The organism is Rhodococcus sp. AD45-ID (assembly GCF_003023755.1).
Classification (GTDB): domain Bacteria; phylum Actinomycetota; class Actinomycetes; order Mycobacteriales; family Mycobacteriaceae; genus Rhodococcus_F; species Rhodococcus_F globerula.
Genome location: NZ_PYHL01000001.1, coordinates 717,249 through 742,595, shown reverse-complemented (window position 1 = coordinate 742,595; position 25,347 = coordinate 717,249). Strand labels below are relative to the sequence as shown.

Below are 25,347 nucleotides of genomic sequence, written 5' to 3'. Positions count from 1 at the left end.
AGATTGCTGACATGTTCAGAACTTCGAATCAGCGATCCATGGCTGTGTGGTCCGCGGTATTTGTTCTCTCCCAGGCGAATATCGTCAGACTTCTGGGGCCGGTGGGTCCGCGGGTTCTGGAGGTGCAGACGGCATTCTCCGCACGTCGGTACCGCGAGGTTCTGGCGAAGATGGACGGCGCGGAGACGGCGCGGTTCCGCAGTCACTACTACCCGGACTTTGTTCATCCGGCGATCTACGCGGTCGCATTGCGCGCCGCCGGCCGACGGTTGGGGGAGCGCACCCCGCTCTCGCCGACGGTTCGCAAGGCGCTTGCCGCGGCGCCGGTGTTGTCCGCTGCCGGTGACTACGTCGAGAACATCACCGGGCTGTATCTGCTCGATCATCGTGACAACATCACCGACAGGACGGTTCGGATCACCACAGCGGTGAGCATCAGCAAATGGGTGCTTGCACTGGGAAGTCTCGGATATCTGTCGCAGGGATTTGTCAGAGTATGGGTAGCTCAGTGGCCGGGTGGCCGTAGGAATCGGGTAGAGGAGTACTGATGGCGCCGGAACTGGATATCGAATACTTTGCGGACGGCGCGGAATTCCGTCGGTGGTTATCCGAGAACTACGACGTGAGTCCAGGGGTGTGGCTGAAGATGGCCAAGAAGTCATCACCCCATTCGTCGATCGACTACGACCAGGCGCTCGATGTCGCCCTGTGTTTCGGGTGGATCGACAGTCTGCCGAGGAAGGTCGACGACAACTTTTTCTTGCGGAAGTTCTCGCCGCGCACGACGCGTAGCCCGTGGTCGAAACGCAACGTGGAGATTGTCGCGAGGCTCGAGAGTGAAGGATTGCTCGAACCCGCGGGCATTGCTGCAATCGAGAAAGCCAAAGCCGACGGCAGGTGGGAGCGCGCGTACGAAGGGTCCGCGAAAGCCGAGGTGCCGCAGGATTTCCTCGACGCATTGGCCTTGAATCCCCAAGCACAGGCCTTCTACGAAACGTTGAATTCGACTAATCGGTTCGCGATCTTCTATCGCCTGTTGGAAGCGAAGCGCCCGGAGACCAGGACCCGCCGGATACAGAAGTTCATCAGCCAACTCGAGGAGGGTAAGAAGTTTCACTGACGAGGGCTGACACAATGGCACTCGTGACCGAAGCCAAGACCTGCTCAGCGTTGTCTGCCGTCGACGAACCGTTGGAAGGCACGGCGGCCGTTGTGCGTGGTTGGGTGTGCCTCGAGTTTGTCGGTGCCTGGGGTCGGGATGTTCTCGACGGCACGGCTCTCGGGGAGGAACTTGCCACCGAATTGAGTCGACGCGCGGACGCTGCGGACGTGCGTGTGATGTTCATCAGACATCCCGGTCGAAACGAGACACTGTCTGCCGGTCGCGCACTGTCTGCCGGTCACACGGTGCTTCTTGCTCGTTCCGATCCCGATGATTCGTGGTGTGAACGACTGCAGATCGATTCGCCGTTCGATCTTCTCGACATCGACTTCGCTCTGCTCAGTGGGCCGGCCCCAGGACTGGGTGTCAGGGTCGACGAACCCGTGGTGCTGGTGTGCGCGCACGGAAAACGTGATCAGTGTTGCGCAGTTCTGGGCAGGCCGATTGCGGCGGAGCTGGTTCCGGCGTTCGGTGAGAACGTGTGGGAATGCTCGCATACGGGTGGTCATCGGTTTGCGCCGTCGATGATCCTGTTGCCCAGTGGCTATACCTACGGCCGACTGTCCGGGGCGGAAAGCCTTGCGGCGGTGGAGTCTGCGGTCAGCGGTCAAGTTCATCTTCCTGGGCTGCGGGGCCGGAGTCCGTGGAACTCGGTGGGACAGGTCGCGGAAATTGCTGTCCGGCAGTATATTCCCTGCGGCATCGACGATCTGAGGGTAGACGATCTGGGCGGTCAGCTGTGCATCGTCGAGCACGTCGACGGGCGGAGTTGGGAAGTGGAAACGCAGACGTCGGAGTTGGCTCCGCGTCCACCCAGCTGTGGGGCGGATCCCAAACCTGTTCGGTCCGTTGTTGCCACGTCGGTTCGCGAACTGGGTTCGGGCCTGATTCTTAATTAGTCGCAGTCGTGATCAGTCGCAGTCGTGCATCAGTTCACCAGGATTCCGTCGTCGACGTCGAAGTCCAGTCCCGCCGTGACGATGCCTGAGAACAGGAATGCCCCGCCGACGGCGATGGCGGGGACGGTGAGAATCCACTCGAAAATTGTCATGCTTCAAGTCTGACGACCCTGGCGCCGAAGAACATCGCCCCAGAGATCCATTTACGCAATCGGGTAGTCATCCTCGAGGATGACTACCCGATCGGGGAAAACCAGGAGCGGGTCAGTGCCCGATGCCGACCTTCGCGTGGATTTTCTTCATCCACGCCGGCGCCCACCAGTTTGCTTCGCCCATGAGCTTCACCAGGGACGGAACGAGGAGCATGCGGATGATGGTTGCGTCGACGATCAGTGCCACGATCATGCCGACTCCGAGGAACTTCATTACTCCAAGACCTGACATGGCAAAAGCGCCCGTCACGACGATGAGGAGGAGTGCCGCGGCCGTCACGATGCGGCCCGTTCGCTCGGTGCCGAACTTGACGGCCTCTTCCGTTGTCGCGCCGTCGTTCTTCGCTTCGACCATGCGCGACATGAGGAAAACCTCGTAGTCGGTGGACAGTCCGAAGACAACGGCCAGGATCAGGACAACAAATGTTGCTTCGAGCGGTGTCTGGCTGACACCGAGAAGTTCGACGCCGTGGCCCTCCTGGAAGACGAAGGTGAGGACGCCGAAGGTGGTTGCCAAACTCAAGGCAGCCATCAGCACAGCCTTGATGGGCAACACAATTGATCCGAAGGCGAGGAACAGCAGAATCAGGGTCGAACCGACCATGATCAGAATCATGACCGGCAACCAGTGCAGGACAGCGTTGTTGCCGTCGTCGACGGTGGCTTGCCCGCCGCCGACCAATAATTCGGCGCCGTCGGGCGCAGGGATCTCGCGTAGGTCGGTGACAGCGTCACTTTGGGACTGCGGCGTGGATCCTTCGCTGTAGAACGCTTGGATTGCGATCAGCGAGTTGGTGCTCGCGACGACGGTTGCCTGCGCGATGCCCTCGACTTGGCTTGCGGCTTCGGCTACTGCCGTGCCTTCGGCAGGGTTGAGCACGGTATCGCCCTCCGCCTGCAGAATCAGTGTCGCGCCGTTCCCTGTCTGGGGAAATTCGTTGACCAGCGTGTCCATTGCAGTACGAGCGGGGTCGTCGGTGGGCAATGCGGTGTACGAGAGTTCGCCGAGTCGCGCGCCCAGCAGCGGCGACGCCAGTACGAGAAGCAGGGTGACAATCGTGATCGATACGGCAACAGGTCGTTTCATCACCCACGTGACGACGCGACCCCAGAACCTGCGTGAACGTTCTTCTCCGCGTTGGGCTGCGCCCTTGCGCCACGTCAACGAGTTGATGCGGTGGCCCAGAATGGCAAGCAAGGCGGGTACCGCGGTCAGCGACAGTACTGCCGCGCTCAGCACGGCGGCGATGGCGCCGAACCCGAGTGAACGAATCACAGCTTGGGGGAACACGAGCATGCCGCTGAACGCGCAGATCAGCAGCAGCCCCGAGAACATCACGGTACGACCGGCCGTCAGGACCGTGCGGGTGGCTGCGGCACCCGGTTCGGAACCGGAGTTCAGTTCCTCGCGGTATCGCCCGACGACAAACAATCCGTAGTCGATGGCAAGGCCGAGCCCCAGCAGTGAGGCCACGTTGATCGAGAACGAACTGACCTCGGTGACCGACGTCAGAACTCGCAGTACGGCCAAGGCGCTCAGCACGCTCAAAACTCCGACAAAAACCGGTACGGCTGCAGCGACAAGACCGCCGAAGATGAAGACCAACAACACGAGGGTGATCGGGATGGCTATGGCCTCCGCGACAACAAGATCCTTCTCCAGCGTGGTGTTGAAGGCGACACCCACTACCGTGTTTCCAGCGAATTGTGCTTGCGCGCCTTCCACTTCGAGCGTGGGGAGCAGATCGGAAAATGTGGCGGAGGTGACTCCGGAATCCGGTGCCAAGGTGATGGCAACCGCGCCCATCGTTCCGTCGTTGGAGACCAGATTTGCCTTGGTCGCGGCGTCGGCGGTCCAATACGACTTCACCGAGGCTGTCGGGACGTTGGCCGTGAATTCGTCGACGGTGGCTGTCACCGCCGGGCCGATGTCGTCGAGACTTCGGCCGTCGGTCGGTGTGTAGATCGCAATGATGTCCGCGGTTTGCGGTCCGAGATTTTCCTCGACGATTGCTGCGACCTTCGCGGAGTCGCTACCCGGGTCGACAAACCCGCCTTGGCTGAGCTTTCCGAATACTCCGAGACCCCACACGCCACTGATCAGCACGATGAGAACTGCGAGCGAGAGCACCCACCATTTTCGGGAAACGACGGTTTGGGCCCAGCGTGTCATTGATCAACTCCGGTGAAATTTTCGGACATGGCCGTACCGACTGTATCGGGGGGAGGGATTCTGGGCATGACACACCGTTGCCGCTGAACGTAAGTCACGTTCAGCGGCAACATCGGCTAATACCTGGTGCGTGGAGTCAGCGATTGTCCTTCTTGGCCTGACGCCGTGCACCGGCGGCGATACTGGACGCTTCGAACTTCTTCTTGCCCGGAGAACTACGAGTTTCGTCGACGCGAGCCTTGCCCGCGGACGCGACCTTTCCGTTACCCGTGTCGATGTCGCTGAAGGACGGTGCGTCCTTGCGAGCGCGGCCCAGCCGCTCGTCCTTGAGCTCTCGGGCGCTCTGGCGCGAGACCGCTGCCAGCCGGCGGCTCACTCTGCTGAGCGCGTCTTCGAAAACTTCTGCTTTGCCGGCGTTGCGCGCATTTGCCGACTTACCGGATCCGCGTCCCTTCTTCTCGGCCACTTTTGCCGAACCCGCACGTCGGTACAACTTTGTGTACTTGTTGCGGGCTCGACGAATGCGCGTGTGCAGGGCGATCAGTTCGTCTTCGTCGAGTTCGGCAATCTGATCCTTTTTGGTCTCGAGGATCAACACGTATTCGTCCTCGGAAAGGGAATTCAGAATCTTTTTCACGTCTATTCCGATCTGTCCAGAGTTTCCGAATTTCGGTGGTACCGCATGCTAATCCTTTTTCGAGGTCCGTGGCGGAATACCGTGCTCTGGAGAGAGTCCGGAATGTACGCGGCGAGGCCGCCTGCGATTCGGTTCGGATGTGTCAGGCATACTGCTGGAAGCACTTGCAAGCCATGCGTGTGGGGGAAGCCGGTCCAATTCCGGCGCTGACCCGCAACGGTAGGTTCGTTCTCGAATCATCGAGAATGAATGAGCCCGAATGCCCGCCGCGTGGTGTGCGACATCCATTCGTCGTGGTCTACGAACCGGAAGTCCAGCGAGAGCACTGCCCGCGGATTCCCTATACGTGGTGGGTGTTCTCCCAGGATTCTCATTCGTGGCTCTGAGCCCTTTTGCGAGGTCCCGTGTCACTCAAGATTTCCCCCACCCGCGCCGTTGTCGTGTTGATCGCGACTGCGTTGATGGCCGCCGGTTGTTCGAAAGGTGAGGCAACCGAAAACTCCGCGTCGACGGAGTCGTTCGCTCAGCCGGTCAGCATCACCAATTGCGACCGTGAACTGGTCTTCGATTCACCGCCGCAGAGAATTGTGTCCTTGAACGGCCATGTCACCGAAGCACTTATCGAGATCGGCGCGGGTGACCGCATTGTCGGACGGGCATACAGCGACAACCCGCCCACCGCGGAGACCGCCGAACAGTTCAACAAGATCCCCAGTCTGTCCGACACGTTCCCGAGTGCCGAGCAGATTCTTGACGTGGATCCCGACTTCGTTGTCGGCGGTATGACCAGCGCATTCAACGAGAAGCAGGGAAGATCACGCGACGCGTTTGCCGAGAAAGGGATCAATACCTTCCTCTTCTCGGAATACTGCGGCACCGGTTTCCCCGATATCGGGCTGCTCGAGAACGACTACGCCCAACTCGGCCGGGTCTTGGGAGTCGAGGATTCCGCACGCGCCGTAGCCGAACAGATCAGCTCTGGCCTTGACGCAGTCCGCGCGTCGATCGGCGATGCCGCGCCGGTATCCGCGTTCTTCTACGACAGCGGTGAGGATGTTCCGACCACGATCGGTGGCGTCGGCGTCGGGCAACTGGTTGCCGAGTACTCCGGCGTGACAAACATCTTCTCCGAAGGCGCCAAGCCCTACATCGATGCAAGCTGGGAGGCTGTTGCCGAGCGTGCGCCCCAGGCGATCGTCGTCATCGACTACGGAGACAAGACAGCGGATCAGAAGATCGACTTCCTGCGGTCGCAGCCGTTGATGGCAACCACTCCGGCCGTCGCGCAGAACCGATTTGTCGTGGTGCCTCTTGCTGATCTCTTCGAGAGTTCCCGTTTGGTGCGCTCGGCACAAACCATTGCGAGCGCTTTCCATCCGGGTGCTGTTACTGCAGGCACTGACCCGGCGAAGTGACACTTTCACGTTCCGGTTACGGCGCTCTGCTGGCTGGACTGCTGGTAGCCCTGGCAGCCATGCTGGGGTTGGCGGTGTCGTTCGGGTCGGTGCGCATTCCCGTCGGTGACGTGTGGGCGATAGTCGGAGCACGCTTGGCGCCAGGGACTTTCGAGACCTGGTGGACAGCGGCGCGGGAGTCGATAGTGATCGACTCCCGCCTGCCGCGCGCCCTCACCGCTGCCGTGGTGGGTGCGTCGTTGGCGCTCTCAGGTGCGGTGGCGCAGGCGGTCACCCGCAATCCTTTGGCCGATCCTTACCTTCTCGGCGTGTCGTCCGGCGCGGGCTTCATGGTGGTGCTGGTTTCCGTGCTGGGTATCGGTGTTGGTGTCCTGGGCGTTTTCACGATTCCCGTCGCGGCCTTTGTCGGCGCGATGATCCCGCTGTTCCTCGCCCTGGTGATCGGTGGCAGATACCCTCAGCCCACGGCGATCATCCTGGTGGGAGTTGCTCTGGCCCAGATCTTCTCGGCGCTCATCACGTTCTGCATTCTGGTTCTGGCCGACGATCGGCACGTGACGTCCGTGATGCACTGGATAGCAGGCGGATTCGGCGATTCGAGATGGTCGACGCTGATCTTCCCGACCGTCGCGCTTGTTGTCGTCGGAGTTGCGTTGCTGCTCAGCGCGCGTTGGATGGACGTCCTGCAGACCGGCGACGACGGCGCCGCAGCCTTGGGTATGAACGTGCGACGCTTCCGCGTGTTGTCACTGCTTGCGGTGTCCGTCCTGGCCGGCGCTGCGGTGAGCGTCGCAGGCGGCATCGGTTTCATCGGATTGCTGATTCCGCACCTTGCGGGATTTGTGGTGGGTACCAGAGCAATCCGTCTGCTTCCCGCCGCCGCGCTGCTGGGCGCAGTGGCGATGGTGGCTGCTGACACGGTGGCACGCTCGGTGTCGGAATCGACAGAGCTCCCGGTGGGTGTGATCACTGCCTTGGTGGGAGCGCCGATATTCGTCTGGATGCTCTACCGGCAGTACAGGAGGTTGGAGCAGTGATTCTCGAACTCGTCGACACGCGGGCCCGTCTGGGAAGTCGTGAGGTGTTGCACGGCATAGGTTTCCAGGCTTCCGCAGGTGAGATTCTCGGTTTGGTCGGTCCCAACGGTAGTGGCAAGACGACGGCGCTGCGTTGCTGTTACAACGCGCTGACCCCCAGTGGTGGTGCGGTGCTGATCGATCGGGTGGACGCGACGGCATTGTCGCGCAGGGAGATTGCCCGAACCGTCTCGGCCAGCGTTCAGGAACCAGCGGTGTCCGGTGGGCTTTCGGTGCGTGAATCCGTTGCTCTCGGACGCACACCGCACCGAAATTGGCTGGACCGCACGACGGAGCGAGACGGCAACATCGTGGATCGGTGCATCGAACAGGTCGGTCTCGAGGCACTGGCCGGTAGGGACGTCGCGACGCTCTCCGGTGGTGAGCGTCAGCGCGTATCCATTGCCCGGGCGCTGGCGCAGCAACCGAAGATCCTGTTGTTGGACGAGCCGACCAATCATCTGGATCTGCGGCATCAGCTGATCGTGATGGAGCTGCTCACGGAGTTGGCGTCGCAGGGGTTGGCCGTGGTGGTCACGATGCATGATCTTCGCCTGGCCGTCGAATATTGCGATCGACTGGCGGTGCTCGAGGCGGGAAACTTGCGGGCGTGTGGGCCCACCGCTGCGGTGCTGGAAGAATCGTTGCTGGCCGAGGTATTCGGGATCAAGGCCCGCGTGGAGCACGGGGTGCGTCCGCGGATGGAGATTGTGGGGCTGGCGTGAATGACGAGATAGGCGCGATCTACGCGCGGATGGCGGCGGCGGTTCCGTTTTTCGAAAGCCTCGATGCTTATCCGGCGACCATCCCGGCCGAGGTGATGACGGACCCGGACTGGATGGCAGCGCGCGTCGCGGATACGGCAAAGCGGTGGGGGAGTGACGAGAGCCGGGTCAACGGCACTTTGTGGTGGTATTCGGCCAGTTCCACGTTGACCGGCATCCCGCTCGGAACGGGGTTGGTCACCGGTTTTGCCGCCGATCCGTCGCTGTCCGGGGCCCGGATTTTCCTGCGTGACGACGGCTATCTCGGGGGATTTGTTGCTGCTTCTCTCATCCCGATCACTGTCGGTGTTGACGAGTTGGCTCGGGCGATGCACGAGGCATTGACGCCTGTCATCGAGGTGCTGGCCGAGGTGTCCGGAGTGCGCGCGAAGGCGTTGTGGGCGATCACCACCGATTCCATTGCCAACCGCGCGCTCGATGCGGCAGGCGTACGCCGTGAGCGCGGAAGTGCCTGCGCTGCTGGATTGATCGATGCCCTCCGTAGTGCGGGCGCGCCCATTCCGCGGCCTCGTTTTGTGGATGTGAACGCGGGGGCGAACGCCGCGCGAGTGGAGAATCCGTTGACATCGGTGCCGGCGGGTCGACGACGGTTCACCCAGCGTGCGTCGTGTTGCCTGATCTACGAGGTGCCAGGCGAAGCCAAGTGCACCAGTTGCCCCAAGCGTGCGCCCGAGGATCGTGTGGGGTTGCTTGCCGCTCTTGTTTGACGGATGGCGGGTGAGCTGCCAAACTTGGAGGCATCGAACATAAGTTCGATGCACGATGCGTCTTCCCTCCCAGCATCGCGACTGTTCGCAAAGGCACTGTTCGCAATCGGTGAGGCAAGTATGGGCTGGGGTAATGGACCGCCGACGTGGTCCGAGATGGAACGAGTTCTGTCGGGACGCGCCGGCCGAGTCGAGCACGAAGATCTGTTTCCCGGGGACGGAAACGACAGCCCGGCATGGTCACGCAAGCGTGGGGAGTACACCGCCGGTGAACTCGCTCGCGGCAACAGCACCGTGCCGTACGCCGAACTTCACGCCCATTCTGCGTTCAGTTTTCTCGACGGCGCCTCACCTCCGGAAGAGTTGGTGGAGGAAGCCGTCCGACTGGGCCTGGAAGCTATTGCCGTCACCGATCACGACGGTTTCTACGGAGTGGTGCGGTTTGCCGAGGCTGCTCGAGAATGGGGAATGCGGACGGTGTTCGGGGCGGAGTTGTCCTTGGACTCCACACCGCGAGTGGGGGCGGCCGATCCCGGTGGGACGCACCTGTTGGTTCTCGCGCGCGGGCAGGAAGGCTATCGCCGGCTCTCCCGTGAGATCGCGGCAGCTCACCTGGCCGGTGGTGAGAAAGGGAAGTTGCAGTACAACTTCGACACCTTGACCGAAGCTGCGGGTGGGCACTGGCAGATCCTGACCGGGTGCCGGAAAGGTCATGTGCGGCAAGCTCTCACCGCCGGCGGGAAAAGCAGCGCCGCTGCGGCTTTGCGGGATCTGGTCGAACGTTTCGGTGCCGACCGAGTGGCGGTGGAACTCACCCATCACGGGTTGCCGGAGGACGACGAGCGCAATGCTGTTCTGGCACAGCTTGCCGCCGAACAGGGATTGCGAACCGTGGCGACCACGGCGGCGCATTTTGCGGCGCCCCCGCGTCGCCGGTTGGCCATGGCGATGGCTGCGGTTCGCTCCCGGCAGAGTCTGGACGACGCCGCCGGATGGTTGGCTCCGACGGGTGGGGCGCACTTGCGTTCGGGTGAGGAAATGGCGTCGTTGTTCTCGCTCTACCCGGAGGCGGTCAGCGGAGCTGCCGAACTGGCCCGTGAGTGCGCTTTCGATCTGAGGCTCATCGCCCCCAAACTGCCGCCGTTCGACGTACCGCCTGGCCGCACCGAGGCGTCGTGGTTGCGTGAGCTCACGATGGCGGGGGCGTTGGATCGTTACGGGCCGCCCGAGGGTGCGGAGAAGGCGTATCGACAACTCGAACACGAGCTGGCCGTCATCACGTCCTTGGACTTCCCCGGGTATTTCCTCGTTGTCCACGACATAGTTTCGTTCTGCAAGAACAACGACATCCTGTGCCAGGGACGAGGTTCCGCGGCAAACTCGGCGGTGTGCTACGCCATCGGCATCACCAACGTCGACCCGGTTCGTAACGAGCTCTTGTTCGAGAGATTCCTCGCACCCGAGCGCGACGGTCCGCCGGACATCGACGTGGACATCGAATCCGACCGCCGCGAAGAGGCAATCCAGCACGTGTACACCAAGTACGGCCGCGAGTATGCCGCACAGGTGGCCAACGTCATCACCTATCGAGGGAAATCGTCGGTGCGGGATATGGCTCGGGCACTGGGCTTTTCGCAAGGACAGCAAGACGCGTGGAGTAAGCAGGTCGGACGGTGGGGCGGCATCGACAAGAACGCCGAGACGGATATACCGCGCCCGGTGCTGGAACTGGCCGCACAGATCGAGGGGTTTCCCCGGCACCTCGGTATCCACTCCGGCGGCATGGTCATCTGCGACCGCCCGATTGCCGACGTCTGCCCGGTGGAGTGGGCGCGCATGGCCAATCGCAGTGTCCTGCAGTGGGACAAAGACGACTGCGCTGCCGCAGGTCTGGTCAAATTCGACCTCCTGGGCCTGGGAATGCTCTCGGCCCTGCACTACATGATGGATCTGGTAGCCGAGCACAAAGGCGTCACCGTTGATCTGGCGCAGTTGGATCTGCAGGAAACTGCGGTGTACGAGATGCTCCAGCGGGCAGATTCCGTGGGAGTGTTCCAGGTGGAATCGCGTGCGCAGATGGCGACGCTGCCGCGTCTCAAACCGCGGAACTTCTACGATCTGGTCGTCGAGGTTGCCCTTATCCGGCCCGGTCCGATCCAAGGTGGGTCGGTGCACCCCTACATTCGTCGGCGCAACAAACTCGAACCTGTCACCTATGATCATCCCTCGCTCGAAAAGTCCCTGAAGCGCACACTCGGTGTTCCGTTGTTTCAGGAACAGTTGATGCAGATGGCCGTCGACGTCGCGGGATTCACGCCGTCCGAGGCAGACCAACTGCGTCGAGCCATGGGGTCGAAGCGTTCCACCGAGAAGATGGAACAACTGCGCGCGCGGTTGTATCAGGGAATGCGCGACCTTCACGGAATCGATGACGCAGTTGCCGACCGTATCTACGAGAAGTTGTACGCCTTTGCCAATTTCGGTTTCCCGGAGAGTCATTCGCAGAGTTTTGCCGCACTCGTCTTCTACTCGTCGTGGTTCAAACTGCATCATCCGGCAGCGTTCTGCGCCGGACTGCTCCGGGCTCAACCGATGGGGTTCTATTCACCGCAATCGCTTGTCGCCGACGCCCGCAGGCACGGGGTGCGAGTGCACGGTGCGGACGTCAACGTCAGTCTGGCGCATGCCACCGTCGAAGCGGCGGGGCTCGAAGTGCGATTGGGGCTGGGCGACGTGCGCAGTATCGGTGACGCACTGGCCGAGAAGATCGTAGAACAGCGCACTCTCGGCGGGCGGTTCACGTCATTTCTCGATCTGACCGGAAGAGTGGAACTCACGACGGCACAAGCGGAATCGCTGGCGACGGCTGGTGCGCTCGGTAGTTTCGGAATTTCGCGAAGAGAAGCGTTATGGGCTGCGGGCGCTGCAGCGGGGGAGCGCCCTGATCGACTACCCGGGATGGGGGCATCGGTCACTGCCCCCACCTTGCCCGGTATGAGCGACGTCGAACTGGCGGCGGCCGACGTGTGGGCTACCGGAGTATCTCCCGACACTTATCCGACGCAGTTCCTCCGCCCGCAACTCGACGCACTTGGCGTGGTCCCGGCGTCCGGGCTGCTCGACGTTGCGGACGGTGATCGAGTGTTGGTCGGGGGAGCGGTCACCCACCGTCAACGCCCGGCAACCGCGGGGGGTGTTACGTTCATCAACCTCGAAGACGAAACCGGGATGGTCAACGTGGTGTGTTCGGTGGGGTTGTGGGCCAAGTACCGAAAGCTGGCCAATACGGCGCCGGCGCTCCTCATCCGGGGGAGAGTGCAAAACGCAGAAGGCGCTGTGACAGTCGTGGCAGACCGGATGCAGCGCATGGACCTCCGTGTCACGGCGAAGTCTCGGGATTACTGCTGACAGCGCAAACGATTAGCGTATCCAGCGCATGTTTGGCAATTTAGTTGATGAAATTCACCCCCGATATCACCCTTTTGGTGATTGGCGTCGACGTGGTGTCATTCACCCCCGGTTTCATCCTTTCTTTCTCATTCTTTGCCTTGTTGTTCGAGTATCTTTTCGGTGTCCATGGACTCGTCGAGGCAACTGTGGGCGTCCGTCGGGAAATTTTCGTCGCAGCGCGCGCATGGTGAGGTTTCGGGCTTCCCGCTAGGGACCTTCGGCGATGGTCGACCGTTCGCGGTGGTGTGGTGCAGCGTGGTGTGCGGGTAAATGGTCTTCGACCGAAATGCGGTTTAGCTGGTCTTTTAAGCGAAAATGCAGGACAACCCGGCGGCGAATATCAGTCCGATGGGCAGGCCGGAGTTGATACAGAAGTGAGTGTCGCCCAAAAAATGGGACGAAAGTCACATTGAAGGCAAATAGTCCTAAATCGGGCATGGGAGGAGACGTTTCCTCTGGCAGTTGTCTGCGAGTTACCCGTGAATCTGCTGGCAGTGGGTATTTCTTGATAGCGCGTCGATTTGTGCGGAAAAGAAATACGGAACTTTTGGATTCCAAACCTCTGGAATCGAGCAATTTTCGCGCTGGTTTTTTTAATAGGAACGACGTAGCGTCCATCCGTGCAATCAATCAGCTAGTTGAGTAGTGAAGTACAGGCAAGTGAAGTACAGGGCCGGGTTCCGGACTGGGGAAGCCGGAACACGGTGCGAAGGGGCGGGATTCATCCCGCGGAGGGAAATCATGTCGGAACACAAGGGCCTGTGGGCTGACGCCTGGTCCGGGTTGGGGACCACGCACGGCGCTCGGCCTACGGTTCGGCCTACACGGCCTCGCCGCCTGAATCACGTATTCGAAGCAAGTGCGGACTCCGTTCCGGACGCAATCGCGCTCGAGTGCGATGGATTTGCGATCACCTACCGCCAACTCGAAGATCGATCGAATCAGTTGGCGCACATGTTGATCGGTGAGGGTATCGGGGTCGGCTCACGTGTAGCGATCTTCCTGAACCGCTCGGTAGATACCTATGTAAGTCTATTGGGCGTGCTCAAAACCGGCGGCACCTTCGTGCCGATCGATCCAGGCGCACCGTCCGATCGCGTTGCGTACGTGGTCGAAGATGCCGGAGTTCAGCTTGTGCTGACCTCGACAGAGTTGGAGCCGAACGCCGAGGAATGCAACGTCGCGCGGCTCACCCTCGACACGAACGTAGCGGTGTTGAACTTCCAGCCGCAGCATCGGCCCGTCCTGGACCTTGCGTCGGACCCTGACCCGGCCTGCTACATCCTGTACACGTCTGGTTCGAGTGGTCGACCCAAAGGCGTCGAAGTTGCCCAGTCGAGTATCTGCAACTTTCTCGACGTGGTTCCCGACGTCTACGATGTTCGACCGAATGATCGTGTCTACCAGGGTATGACGATTTCCTTCGACTTCTCGATCGAGGAAATCTGGCCCACCTGGGCCCGCGGCGCAACCATCGTCGCCGGACCGACGGACAGTCGGCGACTTGGCGGCGAGTTGGCGGATTTCCTCGAAGAACGCGCCATTACGACGCTGTACTGCGTACCGACTCTGCTCGCCACGATCCCGCGCGATCTGCCCAAGATTCGAAATCTGCTGGTCGGCGGTGAAGCATGCCCGCGTGAGCTGGTGGAACGGTGGGCGCGTCCGGGCCGCAAGATCCTCAACACGTACGGGCCCACCGAGGCAACGGTCACCGCAACGTGGGGTGAACTCCTGCCAGGTCGGACGGTGACGATCGGTCGCCCACTCCCGACGTACTCCGTCGTCATTCTCGACGAAGCTCGCGGGCTGGTACCCCACGGTGAGGTGGGCGAAATCTGCATCGGCGGACGCGGTGTTGCGCGTGGTTATGTCGGACGCCCCGACCTGACCGCCGACAAATTCATCGATCACTTTTCCGTGCCGGCGGGCCAGAAGCTCTACCGGACCGGCGATCTCGGACGCTGGACGGCCGACGGTGAGATCGAATACCTGGGCCGTGCCGACGCCGAGGTCAAGATTCGTGGTCACCGAGTTGATCTCGGTGAGATCGAAAGTGTTCTCCTGGAACACCCGTCGGTGTCGGAAGCCGTGGTGGCGCTGGTCGCCGCATCGGAAAACGAGACGCCGTCGGAACTGTGCGCGTACATGGTGCTGGTCGACCCGATCGAGGACGAGTACCTGGTCGGGGAACTCGCGAAAGCAGTGTCGCAACGACTTCCGGCGTACATGGCGCCCGCATTTGTCGACTTCATTCCCGCATTGCCCGTGATGCCCAGCGGCAAAGTAGATCGATCGAAGCTCCCGGAACCGACCCGGCGACGTTTCTCGGCTCCTACCGGCCCGGTAGTCGAACCCCGGAACGAGCAGGAAGCAGCGGTTCGCGATATCTGGGCGCGGGCGTTCGGCATACCCGCAGACGAGATGTCGGTCGAAGCAAACTTCTTCGAAGATCTTGGTGGCCATTCGCTGCTGGCAGCAACGGTTATCTCTGCTCTGCGCGAAAGTGGCATCGGCGCAACTCCCTCGATCCGAGATCTGTACAGTCATCCCACTGTTCGCTCGATCACGCACGCGCTGGCAGCAGTGGGCTCCCAGCATCCGATTGCCCCGAATGTTGCTGTAAAACACACGGATACGGAAGTGGCTCGCGCCGGGGGCATCCAGTTGGCAGTGATCTATGTGTTCCTGCTGATCACGACGCTTCCCGTCTCGTACGTCTACACGAAGAACGACGGTTTTGTGTCGGTGCCGGTTCTGTTCGAGATGTTGGCAGCCATCATGCTCACGTATCTCTGCGTGCGCTGGTTCCTGCCGGTCATCAGTGCGCGCCCACTTGCCGCAGGAATCAAGCCTGGGCGATACAAACTCTGGGGTCCGACGTATCTGCGGCTGTGGACACTCGACCTGCTCCTCGCGGTCGGTGCTTTGCCCGTGGTCAGCGGATCGCCGTTGATGTCGATCTATCTCCGCATTCTCGGTGCGCGCGTCGGGCATCGCACTACCATCGCGACGTCCTCGATATCGTTGCCGACACTGGTCGAGATCGGAGACGGCGCATCGATCGGTTACGGTGCGACCATCCGGCCGTGGCGCGTCGAATCCGGTTCGGTGACGGTGGGGAAGATCGTCATCGAATCAGGTGCATTTGTCGGTGCAAACGTGGTGCTCGAACCTGGATCGACCGTCGGGGTACGCGCCGCACTCGGTGATCAGTCGCTGCTTCCGTCCGGGCACATCGTGCCGCAGGAGGCCAGGTGGGCAGGATCGCCGGCAGTGCCGACCGAGTTCTTGGATCCGGCGGTCGAAACCATGATGCGAGCCGAAAGTGTCCGTGCTCGTTGGAAAGTGCGTCATATCCTGGCAGCACTCGCCGGTCTGACGGCACTCGAAGTGGGTGCCATCGCCCTGATGGTTCCCGGTATCGCACTGGTCTGGGGCGCCCTCCTGGCTTGGGGTGTTTTGGCGGGACTGGTGGCGACGTTGTTTACCGGACCGATTTTCGTGATCACTGTCTGTGTTTTTGTTGCCGTGAACAAACGACTCGTTCTTCGCAACGCACCTGCCGGAATGCATCCTGTTCGCTCGGGTCTCGGTATCCGCAAGTGGATGGTCGACAAGTTGCTCGAGTTCAGTTTGCTGTTCACGAACTCGCTGTACGCAACGCTGTACACCGCGCCGTGGTTGCGGTTGCTCGGGGCGGACATCGGTCGCGGAGCAGAAGTCTCCACCGTGTCGCATATCGACCCGGACATGCTCACTGTCGGCAAGGACAGCTTCATCGCCGACATGGCCAGCGTGGGAAGTGCGAGCTTCGCAAACGGCCGGATCATGTTCCAGCCCACTCGAATCGGCGAACGCACCTTCATCGGTAATGCCGCGGTGATCCCGTCGGGTATGGAGATCGGCGACAATGCGTTGATCGGTGTCGCGACGGTGCCGCCTGTGAACGGTGTTCCGGAAGGCACGTCGTGGCTCGGTTCGCCCGCTATCTACCTGCCGAACCGTCAGGACAGCGGAGATTACGACGACGCGCTTATCTATACGCCGCCGCAGGATGTAGTGCGTGATCGCTACGTGATCGAGTTCTTTCGCGCCACCTTGCCACCCACAGTTCTCGGCGTGAGCTTCTACCTTTATCTGTTGGTCTTGTCCTCCTTGGCATTCGGGCGAGCACTTCCCGTTCCGGCCCTCGTTGCGCCGCTGGTCGCGATGGCGTCGAGCCTTGCGGTGATCGGATTCTGCGCGGCGGTGAAGCGAAATACTGTGGGACGCTACGAACCTCGGGTTGAGCCGCTGTGGAGTAAGTTCGTCCGACGGTCCGAATTTGCGACCGGGCTCTACGAAAGTGCTGCCGTCCCGATTGGCGTCGGGATGCTGGTCGGTACCCCGTTCCTGCCGATGGTGCTGCGATGGTTCGGCACGACAATCGGCAAGCGAGTGTGGTTCGGAACCACCTATCTCACCGAGTTCGACCTCGTCCACGTCGGCGACGACGCCACTATCGGAACCGAGTCGTCGCTGCAGACACACCTGTTCGAGGACCGTGTCATGAAGATGTCCACGATCACCATCGGCGATGGCGCCAGCATCGGGACACGATCGATCATCCTCTACGACACGGTTGTCGGCGAGGAAGCCTCACTCAGTCCGCTGTCGTTGCTCATGAAGGGCGAAGAGCTTCCGGCGCGGACGAGTTGGCGCGGAATTCCCGCTGAGGGGATTCGCGCCGACGACAGCTCGACTGTTCTCCTCGAGAAAGCTGTCCTCGAGAAAGCTGTCACCGACCAAGCTGTCACCGACATCGTCGTCGCGCAAGGAGTGTCCGCATGAAATGGGTATCGCTGTCTCAGAACAAGACCCGTCGAAGCACGACCTACAGCACGCGGCCGCACCCGCGGGCACTCGTGTACCGCGGCCCCGCGTCGTTACCGGGGTGCCCGGAAGCCGTCGCAGATCTGTTGTCGTCGAGCGCCTGGAACTTCGACGTGCGCTTTGTCGGACCGGACGAGGAGTTGCAGATCGACGATTCAACGCTCCATTCGGCGGCGCTGTACGCACAACCCGGCGGCGGTGACCTGGACAGGGCGTTCACGCACCTGCGCCGCCATGTTCCGGCGATTCAGCAATTCGTCCGATCCGGTGGACGGTACTTGGGATTCTGCCTCGGTGGTTACCTCGCGGGCCGCAGCCCCGGGTTCGAACTGTTTCCCGGTGATGCAGACCAGTACGTCGCGTTGCAGAACGCCGAAGTGCACGACACAAAAGGTGCTGTACTCGAGGTGGATTGGAGCGGCCAGATCGAGGAAATGTACTTCCAGGACGGACCGTACTTCTCACTCGACCGGCATTACCGGGATTACTACGATTCCGAGGCAGCGATTCTCGCGCGGTATCAGAACGGAAGTATCGCGGCTTTGAAGATCGACTACGGCAAAGGTCGGGTCGGGGTAGTCGGGCCGCATCCTGAAGCCGACGAATCCTGGTATCAGGGTGACGGTTTGCGGGCACCCGAGCACCTCGCCACCGACCTGGGGTACCGCTTGATCAACGCGGTGATGACCCGATGACAGCCAGTCCGCTCGCGCCGACGGAGCAGATCCCGGTAGTGGAAAAACAGCGACTTCTCGGGATCGACGCCGCCCGCGGTATTGCCCTGCTTGGCATGATGGCCGTCCACTCACTGATCGCCGTGAGCGACGACGGATCGCCCACGCTGTCCTACGGCATTTCGGCAGGGCGATCGTCTGCGTTGTTCGCAGTCCTGGCCGGTGTGGGAATTGCCTTCACGACCGGGCGCGCGCGGGTGGAACGCGGTGATCGCGGTGCCACAGCAGCGTCACTGGCAGCGCGTGCAGTGGTGGTCGGCGTCATCGGATTGATCATGGGATACACGCACGCGGAGCTCGCCGTGGTGATCCTGCCGTACTACGCGATCCTTTTCCTTATCGCTATCCCGCTTGTCTTCTTGCCTACCCGTGCAGTTGCAGCGCTCGGCCTGCTGATCGCACTTGTCGTGCCGGCCGTCATCGAATTTTTCGGGACATCGCTCCCCGCACCGAGCTTGGACAACCCGACGTTGGTCGGCATTATCGAGAATCCACTCGGATGGACCGTAGAACTGCTGTTGAACGGGGAGTTCCCGGCTCTTCCGTGGACTGCGTACATGTGTGCCGGTATCGTCATCGGCCGGTTGAAGCTGACATCTGCGAACGTGGCCGGTTGCTTGTTGGTGTTCGGCGCTGCACTTGCAGTCGGCACGCGAATTCTGTCCGAGGTCTTGATCTTTCATCTCGGCGGACTGGAACACCTCATGGCGGGCAGCGAATTGTCGCGCGAGGAAATTCTCGACATCATCGCCTACGGCGCCGACGGTTCGGTGTTCGGTTCGACGTGGTGGTGGCTTGCCGTCGACGGCCCGCACAGCAGTACGCCGCTGGACCTGTTGGGGACGATAGGGTCGTCAATGGCCGTGATCGGGGCGATGCTGTTTCTCGGCCACCTGGCGGGGACAAAACTGGATACGTTGGTCAAGGTCGTGATGGTGCCCTTGGCTGCCGCCGGATCGATGACCTTGACGCTGTACGTGCTTCACATCTGGTTCATTAATTCGAACTACGACACGTACGGCGCGTGGACGGGGTACATCCTGCAGGTTCTGGCCGCTTTTGCCATCGGACTTTTTGTGAAGTTGACTACCGGGCGTGGACCGTTGGAAGCGTTTGTGACGATGGTGGCAAATCGAAGCAAGCGGGCTGTTACGGAGAGGGCGTCCACAACTTCTCCGGCGCACCACGCCTGACCGTATCGATCAGATCGTGGCCCAGGTCGAATCGGATTCCGTCCGGATTGGTGAGACCGCGTGTGTACCAGGAACGCTCGGCTTCCGGGTGTGGTCCGACAACGCCGACGCGTCCGAGGCCGAAGTCGCTGACCACGGCTGCGACCTTGCCGTTGCGGTAGCGGGCCAGTACCTCCACCGGGGCGTCGTCGCGCAGTACGAAGATAGGGCCGTCCTGGAAGAACATCGTGCGTTCCTCCTCGCGCCAGGTGACGTTCACGATCGTGTTGCCTGTTGTGTCGATCTCGGACTTGCGGGACGAGATGTATCGAGCGGTGTCTCCCGGCAGCAGTCCGAAACCCGGTGTGGCCCCGGCCAAGTAGCCGCCAAGGCAGAAGCCGAGATAGTGTCCGCCGGTTCGGACCCACTCGCGGATCGACTCCGCGTGTTGTTCCATGTGGACCCATGCCGCCGACAGTTCCCCGCCGCCGGGTTGTGCATAGAGCGATGCACTCGCCAACGCTGCTGTCGTCAACGGAACATCTTCGTCCGGACCGCAGAACGTCACGTCGTACGGATCGGACGAGGATTCGAGTAACCGACCAACCGCCTCGGGACAACCGGGTGATGATGCCGGCCCGCGGTAGACCAAGGCGCGCCGGGGACGGATTCGGGTGGAATCGGCTGACGCGACAACAGTTCCGCCGATGGTGATCAGCGCAGCGGCCGAGACGAGGAAGGTGCGGCGATTCATCGCGTGATCAGTTCAGCTTGGCCCGGCAATCATGGGTTCACTTTATCGAACTCGTGGTTCGGCCAGGTCGTCGCGTCCGCTGCCGGTGGCACCCGCGTACCGTTACGGCAGAGCTAGGTTACCGAGGAAACCGGGAACCGCCGATACGAGAGTAGGACTGCGCACAATGTTGGAAGTCGATATCACTGCACTGGAAGCGGCACTGGCGGCAGGTGAGCCGTTGATCGATGTGCGGGAGGCAGACGAGTTCGCCCAGGTGCGTGTTCCCGGTGCCGTACTGATCCCGATGAGCGAGTTCGTCTCGCGGATGGGGGAGATCCCTGATGCCGAGACGGTGTACGTGATCTGCGCAGTCGGTGGCCGCAGTCTCCAGGTTGCCGAGTACCTCCAGGGTCGCGGCATCAACGCTGTTTCCGTACGTGGCGGAACTATGGAGTGGCACCAGTCCGGGCGCGAGGTCGAAACCGGCGCCGTCTAAGCGGGCGCGGGCAACGCTCCGCTGCGGATGGAGTTCACGGTGCGCGCTGCCACTGTGGCCCAGATTGGGATGAGCGCAAGCAGCAGCGCAGCGGCAACCGCGAGGATAAGTTGTGAACCGGTGGCGATACCAAAAGCGTTGGCGCCGACGGCACAGGCTCCGATCGGGAAGGTGAAACTCCACCAGCCGAGAGAGAACGACAACCCGCCTCGCAGGGCTCGGACCGTGACCGTCGTGACGGCGATGAACGCCACCACGCCGAGTGCGCCGACTACGGTGCCGTACACAAGCCCGAAGGTATGCAGGGCGTCGGCGGTGTCTGCGGCGACGGCGTGGCGTGCTGCGTCGGCCAGGAGATTGGCGGCACCGATCGACTGGCCGATCACGCCGAGCGGGATCCACAGTGACGGAGTGGCATTGAACGGAATCGCGTCGACGCCGCGAGCACGGTTGTCGGCGAACTGCCGAGCGACGGCTGTGGCGATGACCAGTGCCGCCGAGAGCGCCAGCGCGAACATCACGTAACAGAACACGAGAACCGACGTGCGGACGGCGCCTTCAGTCAGGTGCGTCGTCACCGCCGCTCCCGTCGTCGCGGAAACCATCGGCGGTACGACGGGCATGAGCCAGAACGGCATGGCCGTCGCCATGCCGGCGTCGCGGACCAGACGGACCATCATGACGACATAAGTGCACAAGCCCAGGGTTGTGCCCAGCACCCAGAGAGTTATCGAGATTGTCACCGCCGCGCTGTGGCCGAGATAGTTGGCGCCCGTGACGCCGGTCGCGGACCCGACTGTTACCAGGGCCATTGCCACCGCGCCGTAGAACGGGAACATCGCGGGGCTACGGAGGTAGGCGAGTGCAAAATCGCGGTGGGTGATCCAATGCGCGGCAAACGCGCCGATCAAAGCGATCAGGATGGCTGCGGCGAGGAACCAGAAGAGATCCGCCACCACGTGTAGTGCCGCGACCTCATGTTGGAGAGACGCCGCTGCCACCGACACGATTCCCGTTCCCATCGCCGCCGCAAACCAGTTCGGGGTGATGTGGGCAAATGCGGACGGGGTAGCGGTGCTCATGAATTCCAGTGTGTCGGTGTCGGGTTTGCCGACGGTAGATGGCCTGTTGTTGAATGCCCACAAATGGCGCTTGTGGGTCTAATCTGAACGCATGTCGCTGTCCCCGCGAGTCCCGGAACTCAGCGCCCTCGACGTCCTTCTGTCTGTGGGCCGCCTGGGAAGCATGGGCGCTGCAGGTCGGGAGCACGGACTCAGTCAACAGGCGGTCAGCGCCCGGGTTCGATCGGTTGAACGCCAACTCGGGATCAAAGTCTTCGATCGTGCCGCAACCGGTGTTCGCCCGACGGCTGAAGGTGGGCTGATTCTCGAATGGGCTAGTCACATACTCGTTACCGCAGAAGAGATGGCATCCGGTGTTGCTGCGCTGCGCGGCGAACGTGACGCGGCTGTCACGGTTGCGGCAAGTATGACCATCGCCGAGTACCTCGTACCGGGGTGGACGGTAGCCATGCGCCACAAGTTCCCCAGCGTCGTAGCTTCGGTCAGTCTCCACAACTCTTCCGACGTCTCCGCGCAGGTTCAGGCCGGCCGAGCCGACATCGGTTTTGTCGAAGGCCCGGACGTGCCGAGCTCACTCGCGTCCTGTGAAGTGGCGCGTGACCATCTGGTTGTTGTCGTGCCGCCAAACCACGAATGGGCCAACGGCGCTCCCGTTCCGGTGGAGGAGTTGGCCCGCACGCCCCTCATTCAACGGGAATCGGGATCCGGCACTCGAATGACACTCGAAAATGCCGTACCCAATTGTGCGCCACCACTTCTCGAGCTGACGTCGTGCACTGCCGTCAAGGCTGCTGTCGTTGCGGGCAACGCGCCGGCCGTGTTGTCGTCCTTGGCTGTTGCCGCTGATCTCACCGACGGCCGGTTGGTTGCCGTGACCGTCGAAGGTCTGCGGATGCCCCGCAGATTGCAGGCAGTCTGGGATCCGGTGCGAGGATTGCGCGGCGCGGCGCGGGATTTCCTCGACATCGCACTCGGTTCCAACACTGCTGTTCACTCGCGCTGAGGCTCAGACAGCACCCTTGAATCCGTGTTGACGCCACGCTTCATAGGTGACCAACGCCGCTGCGTTGGAGAGATTGAGTGAGCGTCGGCCGGGAAGCATCGGGATACGCAGACGCTCGGTGATGTGCTCGTCAGCCAGGACTTCTTCGGACAAACCCGTCGGTTCGGGACCGAAGAGCAGAACATCACCGGGTTCGTACGCGATATCGGTATACGGGACGGTTGCATGTGCGGTGAAGGCAAACACCCGTGCCGGGGTTACGGCCTCCCACGCTGCAGTTAGGTTCTCGTGGACAGTCACGGTCGCCAAGTCGTGGTAGTCCAACCCCGCTCGCTTGAGCTTCGGTTCGGACAGGTCGAACCCGAGTGGGCCCACCAGGTGTAGTTCACAACCGGTTCCCGCGACCATGCGGATCGCGTTACCGGTATTGGGTGGGATACGGGGCTCGTGGAACATGACTCGGAACACCACAAAACCCTACCGCGCATGCCATTGGCGGCCGCGATGTCGGGGTTTTTCCCATTCAGTTACCAAACTGCAAAGTTTGTGGGAATCTAATTGCCGCATTCTTCTCAGAACGGACATTTGATGAATACTCCTGCCGGTTGGAATCCCGACCCCTTCGATCCGACGATCGACCGCTACTGGGACGGCCAGCAGTGGACGGCTCAAACCCGTCCCAAAATTGTCGACGCCCCGACGCAGGTGTTCGGAGCACCAGGCTCGCCGCGGCAGGATCCCACCGCACCGGCCGATCAGAAACGCCGCAAGTGGCCGTGGATCGCGGGCGTTGCCGCAGCCGGGGTCGCAGTGATCGGAATTGCGGCAGGGACGGGAGGCTCCGAAGAGTCGAAGACCCCGGCGGCGACTTCCTCGACGACAGTGGCAGCGACAACTACGCAGGCAACGACAACGACCACAGTCAAGCCCACAACCACGACCGTCGCGCCGGCGACCACCACGACGGTGGCTCCGACTACGACGACAACACTCGCCATAGTCCCGTTAGTTCCGCAAGTAACCACAACGACCCAGTACGTTCCACCGCCTCCCGCCTACGTGCCGCCGAAGACGACTGAGCCCGCGTACATTCCGCCGCCGGTCAAGGTGCCTGATGCCGGGGTGTATTACGCGAACTGCTCAGCGGTAAAGGCTGCTGGTGCAGCGCCGATCTACCGCGGTGACCCGGGCTATTCCTCGAAGCTCGACCGGGACAACGACGGCGTGGCCTGCGAGTAGTAGGCGGTCGAGTTGCTGTCGGTAGTGCGGGGCAGTATGTAGGTCATGCCCCTCGAAGAATCCGACAACGTAGTCGGCGAAGACTATTCCGATGCTCGATTGCCGGGAAAGGTGTGGCGCCAGCGCACGTTCACCAATTGTGTGTTCCGTGACGCAGACCTGACTGGCATGACGACGGAATCGGTGGTCTTCGACAATTGTGACTTCACCGGCGCAGATCTGGGGGAGTCGGAGCACATCGGTAGCGCGTTCCGTTCGTGCAACTTCGCGCGGACCAGCCTGTGGCACAGCACCTTCCGAAACTGCACTTTGATGGGATCGACGTTCGACGGATGTCGCATCCGGCCGTTGACGCTCGACGAGGTGGACTTCTCGCTCACCTCGTTGGGTGGCGCGGATCTGCGGAGGATCGACTTCACGTCATGCCGCTTCCGCGAAGCGAATCTCGTGCGTACGGATATGCGTGATGCGATTCTGGTGTCGGCGGATCTGTCGGGCGCTCGTACCGGTGGACTCAAACTCGACGGCGCGGACCTGCGCGGCGCGCGCGTCGATCCGGGTCTGTGGACGTCTGCAGTCGTGGCAAACGCCAAGATCGAATTGATGCAGGCGGTGGCGTATGCGTCGGCGCACGGTTTGGTTGTCGACCTGTAGATGCAACCGGTCAACAGCGGGAGTTACCGCTCCAGGCGTTCCTCCAGCCGAATCGTCACGAGGTCACCGACGTCTTTGCCGATGGCTGTGCGGATGTCGGCCTTGACCGGGAGCTTGTGAGTGCCGTCGCCCAAGGCCATGAACGAACTCTGAAACGGATGTCCGTCGATTGTTCCGCGCACCTTGACCAGTCCGCGGGTACGGAAGTATTCGGCGGACTCCGGCCAGATCACGTATGTCCAGCCACCTTTCGCGTCACTTTTGCGCAGTGTGGCGGTGAATACCTTGTCCAACAACATGGTGGCATGCCCTTTCGGTTGGTCAGCGAATGAATTCTCGGGCCAGCAGATCCATGAGCAGTCCGTCCTTCCACTCGCCGTGACGATCGCGTGAGTACTCGCGCATCACCCCGACGTCCCTGAACCCGACCGATCGATAACACGCGATTGCCGCCGTGTTCTCCACTTCTGGATCGATGATCAATCGGTGGAACTTCAGATCGTCGATCAGGTGCGCACACAGAACGCGTATCGCCTCACGACCGAATCCGCGGCCGTGGACAGCCGGATCGAGAAAGAGATCGAGACCGGCGTGGCGGAAGTCCGGGTTGTCGTCGTCGGCGTACCACTGGATGAATCCGATCAGGTTCCCGTCGTGGAAAATGCTGTAGCGAATGGTGCCGGGCTCCGGAGCGGCAGGCCAGTCGTCGGCTGGATTCTGCCACCATTCGGCCACATCGGGATGCAGATGGATGGCCCGCAGACGGGCATGATGATCGGCGGCGACGGGTGCAAGAACCACCCTCGGACCGCGTAGTTCCGGAGCCGTTGTCACGCATCG

Annotated in this window: 24 protein-coding genes and 1 riboswitch; of the genes, 16 read left to right on the top strand and 8 right to left on the bottom strand. The window is 61.7% G+C overall.

Going from position 1 to position 25,347, the window contains the following annotated elements; all coding sequences use genetic code 11:
• The first annotated feature begins 11 nt into the window (after nucleotides 1-11).
• From C7T36_RS03425 to C7T36_RS03415, 3 genes are read left to right on the top strand one after another with little or no spacing between them, the layout of a single operon-like run.
• A complete protein-coding gene (locus tag C7T36_RS03425) occupies nucleotides 12-548 on the top strand; it encodes a hypothetical protein (protein WP_045071203.1) in 537 nt (178 codons plus the stop codon).
• Nucleotides 548-1,120: a YdeI family protein gene (locus tag C7T36_RS03420; protein WP_033231305.1), complete on the top strand. Its 573-nt coding sequence runs from the start codon at nucleotides 548-550 to the stop codon at nucleotides 1,118-1,120. The genes C7T36_RS03425 and C7T36_RS03420 overlap by 1 nt, the downstream gene beginning before the upstream one ends.
• Nucleotides 1,121-1,134: 14 nt before the next feature.
• Entirely contained in the window at nucleotides 1,135-2,061 is a 927-nt protein-coding gene (locus C7T36_RS03415) for a sucrase ferredoxin (RefSeq protein ID WP_045070738.1), read from the top strand.
• A 29-nt stretch (nucleotides 2,062-2,090) separates the two neighbouring features.
• Here C7T36_RS03415 and C7T36_RS30440 read toward each other — a convergent pair whose 3' ends face one another.
• From C7T36_RS30440 to C7T36_RS03405, 3 genes are all read right to left on the bottom strand, one after another.
• Nucleotides 2,091-2,213 (bottom strand): hypothetical protein, encoded by a 123-nt coding sequence (locus C7T36_RS30440; protein WP_258190574.1) that lies wholly within the window; start codon nucleotides 2,211-2,213, stop codon nucleotides 2,091-2,093.
• Nucleotides 2,214-2,325: 112 nt separating this feature from the next.
• A complete protein-coding gene (locus C7T36_RS03410) occupies nucleotides 2,326-4,446 on the bottom strand; it encodes an MMPL family transporter (protein ID WP_045070736.1) in 2,121 nt (706 codons plus the stop codon).
• A 136-nt stretch (nucleotides 4,447-4,582) separates the two neighbouring features.
• Nucleotides 4,583-5,083 carry a hypothetical protein gene (locus C7T36_RS03405; RefSeq protein WP_033231302.1) on the bottom strand — a complete coding sequence of 167 codons (501 nt, stop codon included), beginning with the start codon at nucleotides 5,081-5,083 and terminating at the stop codon, nucleotides 4,583-4,585.
• Between the two features lie 138 nt (nucleotides 5,084-5,221).
• Nucleotides 5,222-5,369: riboswitch (cobalamin riboswitch) on the top strand.
• A gap of 175 nt (nucleotides 5,370-5,544) precedes the next feature.
• Here C7T36_RS03405 and C7T36_RS03400 point away from each other — a divergent pair.
• The 9 genes from C7T36_RS03400 (at nucleotide 5,545) to C7T36_RS03360 (ending at nucleotide 19,318) form a co-directional block, all read left to right on the top strand.
• Nucleotides 5,545-6,498: an ABC transporter substrate-binding protein gene (locus C7T36_RS03400; protein WP_045071201.1), complete on the top strand. Its 954-nt coding sequence runs from the start codon at nucleotides 5,545-5,547 to the stop codon at nucleotides 6,496-6,498.
• On the top strand, nucleotides 6,495-7,535 hold the full coding sequence (locus tag C7T36_RS03395) for an iron ABC transporter permease (RefSeq protein ID WP_033231300.1): 1,041 nt from the start codon (nucleotides 6,495-6,497) through the stop codon (nucleotides 7,533-7,535). Before C7T36_RS03400 ends, C7T36_RS03395 begins: the two co-directional genes overlap by 4 nt.
• Complete coding sequence (locus C7T36_RS03390; RefSeq protein ID WP_052683635.1) at nucleotides 7,532-8,299, top strand: ABC transporter ATP-binding protein; 768 nt, start codon at nucleotides 7,532-7,534, stop codon at nucleotides 8,297-8,299. The genes C7T36_RS03395 and C7T36_RS03390 overlap by 4 nt, the downstream gene beginning before the upstream one ends.
• The gene (locus tag C7T36_RS03385) at nucleotides 8,296-9,066 is read left to right on the top strand and encodes a (2Fe-2S)-binding protein (RefSeq protein WP_052683634.1); all 771 of its coding nucleotides are present in this window, start codon (nucleotides 8,296-8,298) and stop codon (nucleotides 9,064-9,066) included. The genes C7T36_RS03390 and C7T36_RS03385 overlap by 4 nt, the downstream gene beginning before the upstream one ends.
• A 120-nt stretch (nucleotides 9,067-9,186) precedes the next feature.
• Nucleotides 9,187-12,474 (top strand): error-prone DNA polymerase, encoded by a 3,288-nt coding sequence (locus C7T36_RS03380; protein WP_033231531.1) that lies wholly within the window; start codon nucleotides 9,187-9,189, stop codon nucleotides 12,472-12,474.
• 47 nt (nucleotides 12,475-12,521) lie between these two features.
• Nucleotides 12,522-12,707: a hypothetical protein gene (locus C7T36_RS03375; RefSeq protein ID WP_033231297.1), complete on the top strand. Its 186-nt coding sequence runs from the start codon at nucleotides 12,522-12,524 to the stop codon at nucleotides 12,705-12,707.
• A 550-nt stretch (nucleotides 12,708-13,257) separates the two neighbouring features.
• Nucleotides 13,258-17,349: a Pls/PosA family non-ribosomal peptide synthetase gene (locus tag C7T36_RS03370; RefSeq protein WP_084703044.1), complete on the top strand. Its 4,092-nt coding sequence runs from the start codon at nucleotides 13,258-13,260 to the stop codon at nucleotides 17,347-17,349.
• Nucleotides 17,346-18,086 carry a BPL-N domain-containing protein gene (locus tag C7T36_RS03365; RefSeq protein WP_080711574.1) on the top strand — a complete coding sequence of 247 codons (741 nt, stop codon included), beginning with the start codon at nucleotides 17,346-17,348 and terminating at the stop codon, nucleotides 18,084-18,086. The genes C7T36_RS03370 and C7T36_RS03365 overlap by 4 nt, the downstream gene beginning before the upstream one ends.
• Nucleotides 18,083-19,318 carry a heparan-alpha-glucosaminide N-acetyltransferase domain-containing protein gene (locus C7T36_RS03360; protein WP_045070734.1) on the top strand — a complete coding sequence of 412 codons (1,236 nt, stop codon included), beginning with the start codon at nucleotides 18,083-18,085 and terminating at the stop codon, nucleotides 19,316-19,318. The genes C7T36_RS03365 and C7T36_RS03360 overlap by 4 nt, the downstream gene beginning before the upstream one ends.
• Here C7T36_RS03360 and C7T36_RS03355 read toward each other — a convergent pair.
• Nucleotides 19,275-20,051 carry a BPL-N domain-containing protein gene (locus tag C7T36_RS03355; protein WP_045070731.1) on the bottom strand — a complete coding sequence of 259 codons (777 nt, stop codon included), beginning with the start codon at nucleotides 20,049-20,051 and terminating at the stop codon, nucleotides 19,275-19,277. The two genes, C7T36_RS03360 and C7T36_RS03355, sit on opposite strands and share 44 nt — an antisense overlap.
• A 166-nt stretch (nucleotides 20,052-20,217) precedes the next feature.
• Here C7T36_RS03355 and C7T36_RS03350 point away from each other — a divergent pair, with 166 nt between their 5' ends.
• Complete coding sequence (locus C7T36_RS03350) at nucleotides 20,218-20,529, top strand: rhodanese-like domain-containing protein (RefSeq protein WP_045070729.1); 312 nt, start codon at nucleotides 20,218-20,220, stop codon at nucleotides 20,527-20,529.
• Here the strand turns inward: C7T36_RS03350 and C7T36_RS03345 are convergent.
• Nucleotides 20,526-21,611, bottom strand: coding sequence for a TDT family transporter (locus C7T36_RS03345; RefSeq protein WP_045071188.1), 1,086 nt, complete (start codon nucleotides 21,609-21,611; stop codon nucleotides 20,526-20,528). The two genes, C7T36_RS03350 and C7T36_RS03345, sit on opposite strands and share 4 nt — an antisense overlap.
• A gap of 91 nt (nucleotides 21,612-21,702) precedes the next feature.
• Here C7T36_RS03345 and C7T36_RS03340 point away from each other — a divergent pair, with 91 nt between their 5' ends.
• Entirely contained in the window at nucleotides 21,703-22,614 is a 912-nt protein-coding gene (locus C7T36_RS03340; RefSeq protein WP_045070727.1) for a LysR family transcriptional regulator, read from the top strand.
• Nucleotides 22,615-22,617: 3 nt separating this feature from the next.
• On the opposite strand, the gene C7T36_RS03335 is transcribed toward C7T36_RS03340, so the two are convergent.
• Nucleotides 22,618-23,082, bottom strand: a complete 465-nt coding sequence (locus tag C7T36_RS03335; protein ID WP_033231525.1) for a tRNA (cytidine(34)-2'-O)-methyltransferase — start codon at nucleotides 23,080-23,082, stop codon at nucleotides 22,618-22,620.
• Between the two features lie 120 nt (nucleotides 23,083-23,202).
• On the opposite strand from C7T36_RS03335, the gene C7T36_RS03330 reads away from it, so the two are divergent.
• Together C7T36_RS03330 and C7T36_RS03325 are read left to right on the top strand one after the other, a co-directional pair.
• Complete coding sequence (locus C7T36_RS03330; protein WP_045070726.1) at nucleotides 23,203-23,853, top strand: excalibur calcium-binding domain-containing protein; 651 nt, start codon at nucleotides 23,203-23,205, stop codon at nucleotides 23,851-23,853.
• Between the two features lie 45 nt (nucleotides 23,854-23,898).
• Entirely contained in the window at nucleotides 23,899-24,507 is a 609-nt protein-coding gene (locus C7T36_RS03325; RefSeq protein WP_033231293.1) for a pentapeptide repeat-containing protein, read from the top strand.
• 23 nt (nucleotides 24,508-24,530) lie between these two features.
• Here the strand turns inward: C7T36_RS03325 and C7T36_RS03320 are convergent, their stop codons facing one another.
• Both C7T36_RS03320 and C7T36_RS03315 read right to left on the bottom strand, forming a co-directional pair.
• Nucleotides 24,531-24,806 (bottom strand): DUF1905 domain-containing protein, encoded by a 276-nt coding sequence (locus C7T36_RS03320; protein ID WP_045070724.1) that lies wholly within the window; start codon nucleotides 24,804-24,806, stop codon nucleotides 24,531-24,533.
• 22 nt (nucleotides 24,807-24,828) lie between these two features.
• The gene (locus tag C7T36_RS03315; protein ID WP_239654809.1) at nucleotides 24,829-25,341 is read right to left on the bottom strand and encodes a GNAT family N-acetyltransferase; all 513 of its coding nucleotides are present in this window, start codon (nucleotides 25,339-25,341) and stop codon (nucleotides 24,829-24,831) included.
• Nucleotides 25,342-25,347: the final 6 nt, after the last annotated feature.

What these genes read in the sequence shown, in the direction of transcription:
- C7T36_RS03425 (WP_045071203.1), top strand. Translation starts at nt 12, where the DNA reads ATGTTCAGAACTTCGAATCAGCGATCCATGGCTGTGTGGTCCGCGGTA.
- C7T36_RS03420 (WP_033231305.1), top strand. Translation starts at nt 548, where the DNA reads ATGGCGCCGGAACTGGATATCGAATACTTTGCGGACGGCGCGGAATTC.
- C7T36_RS03415 (WP_045070738.1), top strand. Translation starts at nt 1,135, where the DNA reads ATGGCACTCGTGACCGAAGCCAAGACCTGCTCAGCGTTGTCTGCCGTC.
- C7T36_RS30440 (WP_258190574.1), bottom strand. Translation starts at nt 2,213, where the DNA reads ATGACAATTTTCGAGTGGATTCTCACCGTCCCCGCCATCGCCGTCGGC.
- C7T36_RS03410 (WP_045070736.1), bottom strand. Translation starts at nt 4,446, where the DNA reads ATGACACGCTGGGCCCAAACCGTCGTTTCCCGAAAATGGTGGGTGCTC.
- C7T36_RS03400 (WP_045071201.1), top strand. Translation starts at nt 5,545, where the DNA reads ATGGCCGCCGGTTGTTCGAAAGGTGAGGCAACCGAAAACTCCGCGTCG.
- C7T36_RS03380 (WP_033231531.1), top strand. Translation starts at nt 9,187, where the DNA reads ATGGGCTGGGGTAATGGACCGCCGACGTGGTCCGAGATGGAACGAGTT.
- C7T36_RS03375 (WP_033231297.1), top strand. Translation starts at nt 12,522, where the DNA reads ATGAAATTCACCCCCGATATCACCCTTTTGGTGATTGGCGTCGACGTG.
- C7T36_RS03370 (WP_084703044.1), top strand. Translation starts at nt 13,258, where the DNA reads ATGTCGGAACACAAGGGCCTGTGGGCTGACGCCTGGTCCGGGTTGGGG.
- C7T36_RS03365 (WP_080711574.1), top strand. Translation starts at nt 17,346, where the DNA reads ATGAAATGGGTATCGCTGTCTCAGAACAAGACCCGTCGAAGCACGACC.
- C7T36_RS03360 (WP_045070734.1), top strand. Translation starts at nt 18,083, where the DNA reads ATGACAGCCAGTCCGCTCGCGCCGACGGAGCAGATCCCGGTAGTGGAA.
- C7T36_RS03355 (WP_045070731.1), bottom strand. Translation starts at nt 20,051, where the DNA reads ATGAATCGCCGCACCTTCCTCGTCTCGGCCGCTGCGCTGATCACCATC.
- C7T36_RS03350 (WP_045070729.1), top strand. Translation starts at nt 20,218, where the DNA reads ATGTTGGAAGTCGATATCACTGCACTGGAAGCGGCACTGGCGGCAGGT.
- C7T36_RS03345 (WP_045071188.1), bottom strand. Translation starts at nt 21,611, where the DNA reads ATGAGCACCGCTACCCCGTCCGCATTTGCCCACATCACCCCGAACTGG.
- C7T36_RS03340 (WP_045070727.1), top strand. Translation starts at nt 21,703, where the DNA reads ATGTCGCTGTCCCCGCGAGTCCCGGAACTCAGCGCCCTCGACGTCCTT.
- C7T36_RS03330 (WP_045070726.1), top strand. Translation starts at nt 23,203, where the DNA reads ATGAATACTCCTGCCGGTTGGAATCCCGACCCCTTCGATCCGACGATC.
- C7T36_RS03325 (WP_033231293.1), top strand. Translation starts at nt 23,899, where the DNA reads ATGCCCCTCGAAGAATCCGACAACGTAGTCGGCGAAGACTATTCCGAT.
- C7T36_RS03320 (WP_045070724.1), bottom strand. Translation starts at nt 24,806, where the DNA reads ATGTTGTTGGACAAGGTATTCACCGCCACACTGCGCAAAAGTGACGCG.